The sequence below is a fragment of the Thermoactinospora rubra genome (assembly GCF_002093975.1).
Taxonomy (GTDB): Bacteria; Actinomycetota; Actinomycetes; order Streptosporangiales; family Streptosporangiaceae; genus Nonomuraea; species Nonomuraea rubra_A.
Window position 1 is genome coordinate 1 of the sequence record NZ_KZ084342.1, and the last position, 12,677, is coordinate 12,677.

At 71.1% G+C, this 12,677-nt stretch carries 12 protein-coding genes and 3 pseudogenes; 6 read left to right on the forward strand and 9 right to left on the reverse strand.

From position 1 onward, the window contains the following. Together BSB02_RS41495 and BSB02_RS43580 are read right to left on the reverse strand one after the other, a co-directional pair. On the reverse strand, window positions 1-387 hold a 387-nt coding region (locus tag BSB02_RS41495), incomplete at both ends, for a transposase (RefSeq protein WP_206184749.1). Window position 388: 1 nt separating this feature from the next. Beyond that, window positions 389-981, reverse strand: a pseudogene (locus BSB02_RS43580) (RNA-guided endonuclease InsQ/TnpB family protein); the annotation flags it as partial. 191 nt (window positions 982-1,172) lie between these two features. Between BSB02_RS43580 and BSB02_RS43585 the strand changes: the two are divergent. After that, window positions 1,173-1,394, forward strand: a pseudogene (locus tag BSB02_RS43585) (sigma factor); the annotation flags it as partial. 55 nt (window positions 1,395-1,449) lie between these two features. Beyond that, complete coding sequence (locus tag BSB02_RS16955; RefSeq protein ID WP_084959956.1) at window positions 1,450-2,088, forward strand: ABC transporter permease subunit; 639 nt, start codon at window positions 1,450-1,452, stop codon at window positions 2,086-2,088. A gap of 7 nt (window positions 2,089-2,095) precedes the next feature. Here the strand turns inward: BSB02_RS16955 and BSB02_RS16960 are convergent, their stop codons facing one another. Then, window positions 2,096-2,662: a CGNR zinc finger domain-containing protein gene (locus BSB02_RS16960; RefSeq protein ID WP_084959957.1), complete on the reverse strand. Its 567-nt coding sequence runs from the start codon at window positions 2,660-2,662 to the stop codon at window positions 2,096-2,098. An 85-nt stretch (window positions 2,663-2,747) separates the two neighbouring features. Here BSB02_RS16960 and BSB02_RS16965 point away from each other — a divergent pair, with 85 nt between their 5' ends. Then, window positions 2,748-3,626: an alpha/beta fold hydrolase gene (locus BSB02_RS16965; RefSeq protein ID WP_084959958.1), complete on the forward strand. Its 879-nt coding sequence runs from the start codon at window positions 2,748-2,750 to the stop codon at window positions 3,624-3,626. Between the two features lie 40 nt (window positions 3,627-3,666). Here BSB02_RS16965 and BSB02_RS16970 read toward each other — a convergent pair whose 3' ends face one another. The 3 genes from BSB02_RS16970 to BSB02_RS16980 form a co-directional block, all read right to left on the reverse strand. Beyond that, window positions 3,667-4,377: a VOC family protein gene (locus BSB02_RS16970; protein ID WP_206184750.1), complete on the reverse strand. Its 711-nt coding sequence runs from the start codon at window positions 4,375-4,377 to the stop codon at window positions 3,667-3,669. Window positions 4,378-4,798: 421 nt separating this feature from the next. After that, window positions 4,799-5,434 (reverse strand): class I SAM-dependent methyltransferase, encoded by a 636-nt coding sequence (locus tag BSB02_RS16975; protein WP_084959960.1) that lies wholly within the window; start codon window positions 5,432-5,434, stop codon window positions 4,799-4,801. A 178-nt stretch (window positions 5,435-5,612) separates the two neighbouring features. Beyond that, a complete protein-coding gene (locus BSB02_RS16980; protein WP_084959961.1) occupies window positions 5,613-6,542 on the reverse strand; it encodes an RNA polymerase sigma-70 factor in 930 nt (309 codons plus the stop codon). Between the two features lie 186 nt (window positions 6,543-6,728). Here BSB02_RS16980 and BSB02_RS16985 point away from each other — a divergent pair, with 186 nt between their 5' ends. Then, a complete protein-coding gene (locus BSB02_RS16985; protein WP_240506470.1) occupies window positions 6,729-7,469 on the forward strand; it encodes an SDR family oxidoreductase in 741 nt (246 codons plus the stop codon). Here BSB02_RS16985 and BSB02_RS16990 read toward each other — a convergent pair. Both BSB02_RS16990 and BSB02_RS16995 read right to left on the reverse strand, forming a co-directional pair. Then, complete coding sequence (locus tag BSB02_RS16990; RefSeq protein ID WP_084959967.1) at window positions 7,438-7,923, reverse strand: GNAT family N-acetyltransferase; 486 nt, start codon at window positions 7,921-7,923, stop codon at window positions 7,438-7,440. The two genes, BSB02_RS16985 and BSB02_RS16990, sit on opposite strands and share 32 nt — an antisense overlap. Window positions 7,924-7,998: 75 nt before the next feature. Next, window positions 7,999-8,213: pseudogene (locus tag BSB02_RS16995) on the reverse strand (YciI family protein); the annotation flags it as partial. Window positions 8,214-8,401: 188 nt separating this feature from the next. Here BSB02_RS16995 and BSB02_RS17000 point away from each other — a divergent pair. Continuing rightward, window positions 8,402-8,605, forward strand: coding sequence for a hypothetical protein (locus BSB02_RS17000; RefSeq protein WP_084959963.1), 204 nt, complete (start codon window positions 8,402-8,404; stop codon window positions 8,603-8,605). After that, the gene (locus BSB02_RS17005) at window positions 8,602-9,327 is read left to right on the forward strand and encodes a tyrosine-type recombinase/integrase (RefSeq protein ID WP_158088656.1); all 726 of its coding nucleotides are present in this window, start codon (window positions 8,602-8,604) and stop codon (window positions 9,325-9,327) included. Before BSB02_RS17000 ends, BSB02_RS17005 begins: the two co-directional genes overlap by 4 nt. A gap of 280 nt (window positions 9,328-9,607) precedes the next feature. Here the strand turns inward: BSB02_RS17005 and BSB02_RS17010 are convergent, their stop codons facing one another. Continuing rightward, entirely contained in the window at window positions 9,608-12,568 is a 2,961-nt protein-coding gene (locus BSB02_RS17010; RefSeq protein WP_158088657.1) for a tetratricopeptide repeat protein, read from the reverse strand. Window positions 12,569-12,677: the final 109 nt, after the last annotated feature.

A 12,677-nucleotide genomic window follows, 5' to 3' on the forward strand; every position in this document is an offset into this window, starting at 1 on the left:
CGTGAACGCGGGGTTGACCTTCACCACCCGGCCGGGCGCCTTGTGTTCCAGCCGCTCCGCCAGCTGTCCCCAGCCGGAGGCCAGAATGGCCCGGTTCAGCCCGGCCTTGGCCGCAACGTTCCGCCCCGGGGCCTGGCGGGTCCCCTTGGCCGAGCGGGTCATGGCGCGGACGTTGAGGTCCTCCACGGCGATCACGTCGAACTGCCACGCCAGGCGGGTGCTGGTCTTCTCCACCCAGTCCTTGCGCCGGTCGGCCTCCCGGGCCTTCAGCCGGGCGATCGCCGCGTTGACCTTCGCCCGCCGAAGCGAGCCGCGCCGGGCCCGGGCCAGCTTGCGCTGGAGCCTGCGCAGCCGGGCCTGCTCCGGTTCCCGCAGCGTGGGCGCGCTNACGACCCCGCGATCCACACCGACCGTCTCACCGGTGCCAGGCGCGGGAATCGGGGCCGGGATCGCGGCGAAGGCCACATGCCAGCGCCCGGCCCGATCCCGGGTCACCCGGAAGGACTTGACCCCCGCCGGGACGGGGCGCGACCAGCGCAACCGCACCCACCCCACCTTGGGGATCCGCACCTCGCCCACCCGACGCGACAGGCGGCGCACCGCCCAGTGCCGGCCCCGGGTCCCGACGATCCGGAACCCCTCGTGCCGCCCGGCCTTGCGCCAGCTCGGCCGGCCGTGGGTCCCGTCAAAGAAGTTCGCCATGGCCTGGGCGAAGTCCTTGAGCGCCTGCTGCTGCACGATGATCGACCCGGCGGCCAGCCAGGCGAACGCCGCCCGCGCCTCGGTCAGCTGACGGCACTGCTCGGCGAAGCCGGGCGCGCCGGCGCGTCCCGGCCGCCAGTGGCTGTGCTGCTCCACCGCCAGATTCCACACAAACCTGGCATGGGCGCAGTGCTCCAGCAGCGCCCGCTCTTGGGCAGGGGTGGGCTGGAGGCGGTAGCGCGACACGCACCGCAGCCTATCGACCGGCGCCGACATCATCAGGAGATCGCCGTGTGCGGCCGTTCCGCGCTGCTCCCCGCCCTGAAGGGTGGGGCCTCCGCGCTTCAGGAGAACTGGTGAACGTTGTAGGGCATGGTGGAAGCGCACCGGCCGCCGCCCTGCCGACCACACTGTCCGGTGACGAACACGGCGCGGCGGCCAGGCGGGCCGAGCGGAAGGACGGCGTGGTGGTGTCGAGTCCTCCGAGGCGAGGAGCTGTCCGGACCGATCTCGAACAGGTCTTCCACACGGCCTATCCACGGGTCGTCGCCGTCGCCGCCCGGGTACTCGGCTCCCGGGACAAGGCCGAGGACGTGGCGCAGGAGGTGTTCCTGACCTTTGGCCGCTCCTCGGTGCCGGCCGGCGAGGCCCTGGGATGGCTGTCGGTCGCCGCGGCGCACACCGCGCTGAACCACCTGCGCTCCGGCGGCCCCCGCGCGCCGCTGGCGTACGGCGCTGCGCAGCCCCGTGGTCGCCGTGTTCGGCACGGCGTTCCTGGCCGGCCCGACCCTGGCCGGGGAGATCGAGTCGGGGGTCGCGCTGGCGGTGCTGGGGCGGCCGGTCCGCCGCTCGGCGGTGCTGCTGGGCAAGTGGCTGGGGCTCGTGGCGTTCGGCAGCGGCTTCGTGACCGTCGCCGGATTCGCCCAGTTCCTCATCGTCTGGTGGACGCTGGGCTACTGGCCGTCGCAGCCGGCGACCGGCCTGGCGCTGCTGGCGGCGCAGACGACGGTACTGCTCACGCTGGGACTGCTGCTGTCCACCCTCATCTCGCCGATGGCCTCGGGCATCGTGGCGGTCGGGCTGTTCGGCGCCACCTGGATCGCGGGCGTGGTGGGCGGCGTCGGCCGCGCCTTCGGCAACGAGACGGTGACCAGGATCGGCACGGTGTCCCGGATGCTGCTGCCGACCGACGGCCTGTGGCGCGGGGCCATGCACGCCTTCCAGGACCCGGTGACGCTGGCGCGGTTCGGCGGCCCGGCGCTCGAGGGCGGCTTCCCGTTCCTCAGCGAGGCGCCGCTCACCGGCGCCTACCTGGCCTGGGTCGGGCTTTGGGTCGTCCTCGTCCTCGGGCTCGCGGCGCTGTCCTTCCGCCGCCGCGACCTGTGAGCCGCGCTCAGCCGGGCTTGTGACGCCGGTAGTGGCGGGCGACGCGGACGCGGTTGCCGCAGCGGGCGGCCGAGCACCAGCGGCGGCGCGGGTGCGCGGGCAGGAACAGCAGCACGCAGTCCTCGGCCTCGCACTGGCGGATCCGGGTGACCGCCGGGTCGGCGAGCAGCTCGGCCGCGGCCTCGGCCAGCCAGGCCGCCACCCGGGCTCCCGGCGATCCGGTACGGCGGCGCACGGCCGTGACGCCCGTGCCGGTCCAGAACGGCTCGACGACGGCGGGCGCGGCCAGCTGGGCCTGGCACAGCGCCCGCAGATCCTCCGCCGGGGGCCGGGTGCCGTGGCGGGCGTGGTCGAGGAGGCGGGCCGTACGGTCGCGGACCTGGTGCACGGCGGCCAGGTCGGCGGCGGTCAGCTCGGCGGCGGCCAGCTCCCCCGCCTCGGGGAACCGGCCGGCCTGCAGGGTGAGCCAGTCCCGCAGGTCCTCGACGGTGGCCAGCAGGTCGGCGGCGGCCGGGCGGGTGTTGACCAGGTCCAGGGCCAGCGGCTCTCCGGTCAGCGGGACGGCGTCGCTCATGTCGCTAATGCTATCTGACGGTGTTGACGCATTAGAAGCATGGCGTCTATAACTAATGCATCAATGCGATTGAAAGGCATTAGAGATGTCGGCTGTCCCGCTCGCCCGCGTCGTCCACCGCCACCTGGACGTCGACGGCGTCCGCGTCTTCTACCGCGAATCCCTCCCCGACCGGCCCGGCGCGCCCGTGCTGCTGCTCCTGCACGGCTTCCCCTCGGCCTCCCACCAGTTCCGCCGCCTCCTGGACGCCCTGGGCTCCCGCTACCGGCTCATCGCCCCCGACTACCCCGGCTTCGGCCACACCCGGGCCCCGGCGGGCTTCCGCTACTCCTTCGACCGCCTCGCCGACGTCGTGACCGGCTTCGTCGAGCGCCTGGGGCTGGAGCGGTTCGTCATGTACGTCTTCGACTTCGGCGCCCCGGTCGGCTTCCGCCTGGCCGAACGCCACCCCGGCCGGATCGCCGGCCTGGTCGTCCAGAACGGCAACGCCTACGCCGAGGGCCTGTCGCAGGCCGCCCGCGACTTCATCGCCCTGCGCCCCGAGACCCCCGGCGCGGAGGAGGCCGTCCGCGGCCTGCTCACCCTGGAGGGCACCCGCATGCAGTACCAGACCGGCGTGAGGGACCCCGAGCTCCTCTCCCCCGACGGCTGGATGCTCGACCAGCACTTCCTGGACCTGCCCGGCCGCAAGGAGGCGCAGGTGGCGCTGGCCTTCGACTACCACACCAACCTCCAGCGCTACGAGCGCTGGCAGTCCTGGCTGCGCGAGCACACCCCGCCCACGCTCATCGCCTGGGGGACGGGCGACCCGTTCTTCACCGTCGAGGGCGCGCGGGCCTATCGGCGCGACGTGCCCGAGGCCAAGCTCCACCTGTTCGACACCGGCCACTTCGCCCTGGAGACCCATCTGCCGCAGATCGCGCCGCTGATCGCCGGCTTCCTCGACCGGACCTGGCGTCCCTGAGCAGCCCGGCGCCTCCTCGCGGAGGTCCCGGCGGCCTGCGTCAGCGCGGGGTGAGGACGCAGAACTCGTTGCCCTCCGGGTCGGCCAGGACCGTCCACGGCACGTCGCCCTGGCCCACGTCGGCGGGCGTCGCGCCGAGAGCCCGCAGCCGGGCCACCTCCGCCGCGTGATCGTCACCGGGGTAGGGCCGGAGGTCGAGATGGACGCGGTTCTTCACGGTCTTGGCGTCGGGCGTGCGAAGGAACTTCAGATACGGGCCGACGCCCTTGGCCGAGCGCAGCACCGCATGATCGTCGGTCACCTCGTGCAGGGTCCAGTCCATCGCCTCGTCCCAGAACCGGGCCATGGCCCGCGGATCCGCGCAGTCGACCACCACCGCGGCGATCGGCCCGGTGTCACGGTAGACCGGTCGAGGCTCCAGCACGCAGAACTCGTTGCCCTCCGGATCGGCCAGGACCGTCCACGGCACGTCGCCCTGGCCCACGTCGGCGGGCGTCGCGCCGAGATCCTTAAGGCGCGCGACCAGGTCCGCCCGATGGGCCGCGGAGGTGGTGGCGAGGTCGACGTGCACGCGGTTCTTCACCGTCTTGGGTTCCGCGACGGCGATGACGTCGATGTAGACGGCGGCGGGGTCGGGATAGACCAAGCCCGCGGGTTCGACGTTGGTCACGCCGGGTTCCTCGCTGGCGACACCCCAGCCGAGCGCCTCCGCCCAGAACCGGCCGACCGCGGAGTCATCCCGAGCGTTCATCGCAATCTGAACAAGCCGCAACGCCATGCCGCCGATCCTATGCCCGATGCGCGGGACCTCAGGATCGGCCGCAGCTCGCAGGGCAGAACCTGACCTCCGGGTAGCGCGACGACGGCCCCTCCAGGAGGGGCTGCCGCCTGCCCTTCAGGTGCTGGTCGAGGAAGGCCGCCACGTACGTCCGTGTCGATCCCGGCCCGCACCCGGGAGTCCTTCAGCATGGCCGCCATGGCGCTGGACCCGCTGATCGACTGGCCGGCGGACCGGCCTTTGGTAGCCGCCCCGGGGTGGTCTACGACAGCGTGGCCCGGGTCGAGACCGTCGCCGCGATCGAGGAGGAGTTCGGGCTGGTGGTGACGGCGGTGACACCCGAGGATCTGACCAGTGTGTCGGCGCTCGTCACGTTTGCTGTCGGATGGCGTGCTTACCGGCGCCGGGTGGCGCGCACGACGACGTCGTGGAGGGGTACCGCTCGGCCGCCGGGTCCGGTGAGCGTGCGGAGGTGCTCTTCGGCGGTGACGATCTCCCACTCCGTGCCGTCCAGGCGCGCGGTGATGGCCGCGGAGGTGACCGACGCCTCGGCGGGAGGGTGGTGCCCGTGGCCGGTGGAGTCCGGGGTGCGCAGGTGCCCCACGATGAGCAGCGTGCCGCCGGGTGCCACCCATCCGGCGATGCGGTCGTAGAACTCCAGCTGGGGCATCGCCGGGTGGGCGTAGTTCGTCATGACCAGGTCGAAACGTGCGTCCGGGCTCCAGACGCTCAGATCCGCCTCAACCCATCGCACGTGCCCGGAGGCCCCGCTCGCCGCCGCGCGCTCGGCAGCGTGGGCGAGGGCCTCGGAGGAGATGTCGACCGCGGTGACGTGCCAGCCGTGGGAGGCGAGCCAGATCGCCTCGGCACCGCCGCCGCACCCCGCGTCCAGCGCCGTGCCCGGTGTCAGTCCGCTGGTCTCACGAGCGAGGTAGGGGTTCGGCGAGTCGCCGCCCATGGACCCGGGGCCCGCGGCTCGCCCCTGTCTCCAATGCCGTTCCCAGTAATCCTTGTCGAATCCGTGCGTCATGGATCGCCCTCCCCTTGTGATGATCGCTCCGCCGTGGCCGGTGCGCTCTTGATGATGCGAAGAGGGACGGAAATTGGCAAACTTTGTTGCCGAAACGGCAAGGGGAAGGGTGGATGACGCCGTTGGCCGGGCCGCATGACTCGTCCAGCGCATCAGCGGGCCCGAGGGAGCCCCGGCCTCAGCGGCTCACGGCGGTCTCCCGCTCCACCCGCGACAGCTTCTCGGGATTGCGCACGTAGTAGAGGCCGGCGATCATGCCGCTTTCGACCCGCACCGCCAGCACGCCGTCGAGCTCGCCGTCGAGCCGGAGGAGCAGCGCCGGGCCGCCATTGATCTGTACCGGCTCCAGCGACATCGCGGCGCCGACCTTGTCCAGGCCGGCGGCGAACAACCGGGCCACCTTGTCGGCCCCCACGACGGGCCGCGGCACGGCCTGCTTGACTCCGCCGCCGTCGCTCAGGAGCACGACGTCGGGGGCGAGGATGTCGAGCAGGCTCTGCAGCTCGCCGGTTTCGACCGCCCGTTGGAAGGCCTGCAGCGCGCCTTGGGTCTCGGCCGAGGAGACGGTGCCGCGTGGCCGACGTGCGGCCACGTGCGAGCGGGCCCGGTGGGCGATCTGGCGGACCGCGGCCTGGGTCTTGCCGACGGCTTCGGCGATCTCGTCGTACCCGAGGTCGAACACCTCGCGCAGCACGAACACCGCCCGCTCGGTCGGCCCGAGCGTCTCCAGCACCAGCAGCATCGCCATCGAGACGCTCTCGGCCAGCTCCACGTCCTCGGCCACGTCGGGCGCGGTCAGCAGCGGCTCGGGCAGCCACGGGCCGATGTAGGACTCCTTGCGCCGGCCCAGCGTGCGCAGCCGGCTCAGCGCCTGCCTGGTGGTGATCTTGACCAGGTAGGCGCGCTGGTCCAGCACCGTGCCGAGGTCGACGCCCGCCCACCGCAGCCAGGTCTCCTGCAGGACGTCCTCGGCGTCGGCGGCCGAGCCGAGCATCTCGTAGGCGACGGTGAACAGCAGGTTGCGATGGGCGAGGAACGCCTCGGTGGCCGAGTCCGTGCGGTCGCCACTGGCGGGCGGCTCGGCCGGGTCCGTGGTTCGCTCGCTCATGCCTGCCTCCTGTCTGCTCGCTCTCGACTCTCCCACACACGCAAGACGCCGGTCCCCACCGCCCTGTGACATCCGCGGCCGGTGGCGCACGTCACATGACCGCGGGTGTCACGGGGATCGGGTCGCCGGCGTCTCGTGTTCGTCAGGCCGCCGCGCGGCGCACATCTCCACCAGTGAGGACGAATGATGAACGCGGAACAGACCTCGGTGCTGATCACCGGAGGCAACAAGGGACTCGGTTTCGAGACGGCCCGGCGGCTCGGCGAACAGAGCTGGACGGTCTTCCTCGGCTCGCGCGACGAAGGCCGGGGGCGGGCCGCCGCCGGCAAGCTCGCCGCCGACGGCGTGAAGGTGATCATGGTCCCGCTGGATGTGACCTCGGACGAGTCGGTGGCGGGCGCCGTACGGCTCGTCCGGGAGCACACCGACCGGCTGGACGTGCTGATCAACAACGCCGGCACGCCGGGAAGGGTCGTCGCGCCCGCGGACGCGACGGCGGAGGAGCTCCATTCCGTCTACGACACCAACGTGTACGGACCGGTCAGGGTCACGCATGCGTTCCTGCCCCTGCTGCTGGCGGCGGACCACCCCCGGGTGGTGATGGTCTCCAGCGCCGCCGGTTCCTTCGCGGTCGTGACCGATCCGGAGCAGCGCGCCTCGAAACTGCACGAGCTCGCCTACACCTCGTCGAAGGCGGCGCTGAACATGATCACTGTCCGGTACGCCCAGGCGATCCCGAAGATCAAGTTCAACGCCGTCACTCCCGGTGAGGTCGCCAACCACAAGTTCGCCGCCACCGACATGAACAATCACACCGGTCAGCTGACGGCCGCCGAGGGCAGCGACCCGATCGTGAAGCTCGCGACGATCGGCCCCGACGGGCCGACCGGGATCTTCATCGATCGCCTCGGCCCCATCGCGTGGTGAAGGCGCGCTCGTACTCGACCTGGTCGAGCAGGTTGCCATCGCCGAAGTCGAACCCGCGGACCGCGCCGGACTCGGTGAAACCGTTCTTGGCATAGAACCGGCGCGACCGAGGCGTATCGCGCAGCGTCCACAGATGGACCTGGCCAAAGCCGTCCTGGCGCAGTCTCCGCAGGGTCGCGCGCATCAAGGCGCCGGCGACGCCGGTGCCCCAGCCCGCCGGATGCCCGAAGAAGCTGAAGATCTGCGCCGCCCCCGGCCGAGCCGGCGAGGCGCCGGAGAAGGACAGGGCCAGCGGCCGTCCCTTCGGGCCGGCCAGCATGATGACGCCTTGGCCCTTGGCGATCCGGTCGTGCCACTGGGTGCGCCGCCGTCGCAGGGCTTGAGCGAGGAAGCCCGGGGTGAAGAAGGGAGCATAGGCCGCCTTCCAGGACTCGGCGTGGATCTCGCCCAGCACGTCCCCGTCACCGGCCGACGCCTCATAGATGACGAATTTCTCGCTCACAAGATCACATTATGGGTGGCCGCTGGCGGCCAGCTCGAGCGCCCGCTCGCAGGTCTCGACGTCGATCACCATCGCCTGGCTGCCGACGAACTCGCCGTGCTCTCCAGCCGAGCGGCGAAGTCACGCATCTCCTGCATGTGGGCGGACAGCTCCTCCGGCGTCCACTGCCCCACCGGCACCTCGTTGACGGCTGCCGGCGCGCCCCGGCAGCGCTTGAGCAGCAGATAGTCGGCCCTCGTGATTCTGTGGTTCTCCTCTGCACGGCACGGCCCAGTGCGTCCGTGTTCGGCCCATGAGGAACAGCCGAACGAGAACATACGCTAAGGAATGATCTTGATGGCTGGGCGAGGTGCCGGGAGGTCGCTGACAAGATCACCCGGCACCTGGAACGTTCCGTGCGTGGATCATTGATGGGCTCGGGCACGACCGCTTGTCGGCCGTCACCCCGCGCGAGGTGAGCGCCTGGCGCGGCCACCTGGCCGCCGCCGGCAACACCGGCCGTGACGGCAAGGCGGCACCCATGGCGGCGACCGTCAACAACCACCTCGCACACGTCTCGGCGCTGTTCACCTGGATCACCGCGCACGTCCCCACCACGCTGCTACGCCACACGGTGATCCGACCAAGAAGGTGACTCCGCTGCCGCTGCCGGCCCCGCAGGTGCGCGCCCTGGCCGCCGCTCAGGTGCGCACCGTCAAGAACGTGATCGACCGGATCGAGACCTTCCACGAGCTCAAGGGCCGCCGGCACCGCGGAACCGGCCCGCGGGTGCACGCCCACGCCCGCCCGGCCCGTGACCGGGCCATCGTCTACCTGCTGTTCGGCACCGGGTTGCGCCGCGCCGAGTTCGTCGGCCTGGACCTGGACCAGCTGGAACCGGCCGACCCCGATCGGCTGCGTCAGGCCAGGAAGGCCCGCCTGACCGGCGTGCGGGGCAAGGGCCGCACCAGCCGCACCGTGTTCCTCGGCCGCGATGCCCGCCAAGCCCTCGCCGACTACCTGGAGTCGGAACGCCCCGGCGATGCTGCCGCCAGCACCACACCGGCGGCGCTGTTCCTCTCAGCGGCTTCTATCGCCGCCCGCCGCCCAGACGGCTGCATGTCGCCCCGCTCGATCAACACCATCGTCGGCGAGATCGGCCGCCTGCACGACGCCCAGACGAGCGACCCCGACCGCAAGCTTGGCACCTTGCGCCCGCACGACGCCCGCCACACCTTCGCCTTCGAACTGTCCCAAGCCTCCGGTCACAACCGCGCCGAGCTGGAGCGCCGCCTCGGCCACGCCAGCGACCGCTACCTCAAGATCTACACCAACCCGCCCGACGACATCGCCGCCGACTACATCGAGGACCTGTGACATGATCGACGACGGGTGAGAGCTTGCGCTGCAACATTACCGGCGACCTGGCCGTCCTGCGCGAGCAGATGCGCCACTATGCCGTCGTCGCCGGACTGGCCTGGACCCGGCTGACCGACCTGCTTGCCCGTGGCGGTCGACGAGGTGAACGTCAACGTTGTCGGGCAGGACGGAGGAATGGGACGTCTTTCGCCCGGGGCGGCAGAAACGAGCGCAGCGCTTCGTGCCGATGGCGGGCTGGGGCCGCCGATGATCGGTAGGGCTATCGCACTGCTGATCGCTAGCCGTTGGGCCCGATGACTACCAGGCGATGCCCGCCCAGGTAAACAGCGAAGTCCGCAAGGAACTCCGAGTCCAACGGAGGGCAGTCCCACAACTGCACGCTGAGATTCGTGCGCAGCCACCGGTGCTCGCCGCGCCACTCGTCGATGGGGACGCGTCGGCCGCAGCTCGGGCAGACAGGCCGTGGCGGCCACTCCGGCGTGGCGAGGGTGAGCGGCCGGATGAAATCGTCCCATTCCGGCGTCGCCACCCCCTCGGCGCGAAGGACCAGCCGATGCTCGCAGCGAGGGCATGCCAGGGCGTCGACCTGGTACGGATGGCAGACCTGTTCCGCTGACGCGACGCGGTGCACGCCAGGAGGGGAGTCCAGGTCGCAGGAGGCCTCGCTCACGACACCCGCCTCGACCAGCCAGTCTCTGATCGGCTCTGCGGGTACCTGATCGGTGGCGTCCACGTCGACCACGATCTGAAGGCGCGATGGCGGCGTCGGCCCGGTCATGCGCCGCTCGAGCGCGATCAGGCCATCGCCCGGGGCCAACTCGAGGGCCTGGTCTAGGTCGGCCACGGCGCGCTCCAGATCGCCCAGTGCCCTATGGGCCGCCGCTCTTCTGCCGAGCAGGAAACTATCGTCGGGGGTGAGTTCCAGAGCGCGGTCGAGATCCGCCAGCGCCGCATCGTAGTGGCGAAGGGCGAGATGGACGCAGCCGAGCAAGCTGACGGCCCAGGCGTCGTCAGGGGTCCGGTCGACGGCCGTGTGCAGGGCTTCGTGTGCTTCCTCGAACCGTTCCAGGTGGTAGAGGGCGTTGCCCAGCAGCGACCAGACCTGGACGTTCGTGGCAGGGTCGAGCTCGGTGGCCAGGCGAAGGTCGTCGGCCGCCTGAGCGTGCCGCCCTTGCGAGCTGTGGATGTCGCCTCGAGTGATCAGCGCTACCACGTCGTTGGGATCCAGGGCGAGGGCGTGATCCAGATCTGTCAGCGCCTCGTCCGGTCTGCCCAGGTGGTTCAGGGCGCTGCCGCGCGAGCTCAGGCACAGAACGTTGTCAGGGTCGTCGGCCAGGACCCGGGTGAGGTCGGCCACGGCTTCCTCGTGGCGGCCGAGCAGACGCAGGGCGTCGCCCCGCCAGGTGCGCGCGTCCGGGTCGGCGGGGTCGGACTCGAGGACGTGGTCGAGGTCGGTCACGGCAGCGTCGTAGTGGCCCATCTTCCAGTGCACGGCGCCCCTCGTCCGCAGTGCGGTGAGATTGTCCGGCTCGAGCTCGACGGCCCGATCGAGATCAGCCACGGCCTGTGCGTCACGGCCCAGCGACTCGTGGAGCAGGGCCCGCCAGATGTGGCCCTGGACATGGTCGGGTTCGAGCTCCAGCCCGCGGTCCAGATCGATCAGCGCCACGGCGTCGTCGCCCTGCCTCATGCGGGTCTCGCCACGGAAGAGCCACGCTTCGTGGTCTTCCGGATCACGCTCGATCAGCGCGGTGTAGTCGGCGATCGCCTCGGCGTACTGCCCTAGCTCGTCGTAGCAGGTGGCCCGCGTGATTCTGGACCATCGATCGTCGGCGTCCAGGTCGAGGGCGCGGGTGAGATCGGCGACGGCTTCCGCGTGCCGGCCCAGGCGGCACAGGCTCCGTCCGCGCGCTGCCAGCGCCTGCTGCTCGTCCGGCTGCAGCTCCAGATAGGCGTTGAGGTCGTCGACGGCCTCGGCGAACCGGCCCAGGTCCTGGTAGACGTACTGGCGGATCAGGAGGGCGTAGGAGTAGAGCGGTGCCAGGCCGAGCGCCCGATCGACGTCCGCCAGCGCGTCGTGCGGCCGTCCCTGCTGGCGGTGCAGATCCGCACGGCGTGCCAGGGCCCAGGCGTACTCGGGGTCGAGCGCGATGGCTCTGTCGAGGTCGGCGCGTGCCTCGTCCAGCCGATCGAGCATGCGGTAGGTCTCACCGCGGATGCCCAGCGCGGAGCTGACGGCTGGATCGAGTTCGAGAGCGCGGTCGAGGACGCTCAGTGCCTCGACATGGTGACCGAGTTCGAGGAGGAGCTGGCCGTACTCGATGAAGATCCAGAGGCGATCGTCGGTGAGGCGGAGGGCGTGCTCCATGTCGGCCAGCCCTTCGTGCAGGCGGCCGAGCGCCAGCTGTGCCTTCCCGCGCTGCGCCAGGTCCCAGGCGTCTCCAGGCTGGAGCTCGATGGCGCGCGTGAGATCGGCGAGCGCCTCCTCGAAGCGGCCCAGACGCCGGTAGCACTCACCTCGGTGGGCCAGTTCCCACGCCACCTCGTACTCGGCCAGGAAGCGTGTGTAGTCCTCGGCCGCCTCCGCGTACCGGCCAAGCTCGTAGAGGACGTCGCCGCGTGCGGAAAGCGCGGAGGCGTAGCCGGGATACAACTCGAGTGCCCGCGAGAGGTCGGCCAGCGCCTCGTCGAGGCGACCGAGCCGGCGGTAGAGCTCACCGCGATCGCCGAAGCAGCCCGGAATCTCCGGGTCGAGGGAAACGGCACGGTCGAGATCGGCGAGCGCCGCATCGAGGCGACCGGCTTGCATATGCGCGTTGCCTCGAAGTCCGAAGGCCATGCTCCGTGCGTCGGTGGGAGTCTCAGGCTGCCGGATCAGGACAGTGGTCAATTCCGCGACGTCCTCGATGTGCGCGAGCTCGTCGGCCAATGCGCGCAGGCGCCGGTCGTCCGCGTCGCGCGCGACGGCGGCGACCATCTCGCGCCATCGACGAGACGGCCCCATGTCACTCGCGCACGATACCGCGCCAGCCCGGAGAAGGTCTGGCAGCCGTCCGACCGGATCCTCGCACACCCGGTGATACAGGTGCTCTATTCTCGATTCCACCCACGCAGGATCGCTCCATCGGAGACGGTCGTTGGGCCTCACCCGGTCGCGCCGCTCGCGGTAGAGCTCGGCGAGCTGCTGGTGGAGCTCACGCCAGCGGCGCGGTGAGCGTTGCCTGCTGAGCCTGACCATCGGCTCTCTCACCACGTCGTGATACTGCAGGTGGCCTCCGGCCTGAGAGACGAAGCTCTGCAGGCTTGACGTGCTCCCCGGCATGAATGCCGGGGATTCAGCCTGTGCC

Bases quoted from the DNA above. Each gene is read 5' to 3' on its own strand.
- BSB02_RS16960 (WP_084959957.1), bottom strand. From the start codon at position 2,662: ATGAGCGACGCCGTCCCGCTGACCGGAGAGCCGCTGGCCCTGGACCTG.
- BSB02_RS16965 (WP_084959958.1), top strand. From the start codon at position 2,748: ATGTCGGCTGTCCCGCTCGCCCGCGTCGTCCACCGCCACCTGGACGTC.
- BSB02_RS16970 (WP_206184750.1), bottom strand. From the start codon at position 4,377: ATGAACGCTCGGGATGACTCCGCGGTCGGCCGGTTCTGGGCGGAGGCG.
- BSB02_RS16975 (WP_084959960.1), bottom strand. From the start codon at position 5,434: ATGACGCACGGATTCGACAAGGATTACTGGGAACGGCATTGGAGACAG.
- BSB02_RS16980 (WP_084959961.1), bottom strand. From the start codon at position 6,542: ATGAGCGAGCGAACCACGGACCCGGCCGAGCCGCCCGCCAGTGGCGAC.
- BSB02_RS16985 (WP_240506470.1), top strand. From the start codon at position 6,729: ATGAACGCGGAACAGACCTCGGTGCTGATCACCGGAGGCAACAAGGGA.
- BSB02_RS17010 (WP_158088657.1), bottom strand. From the start codon at position 12,568: ATGGTCAGGCTCAGCAGGCAACGCTCACCGCGCCGCTGGCGTGAGCTC.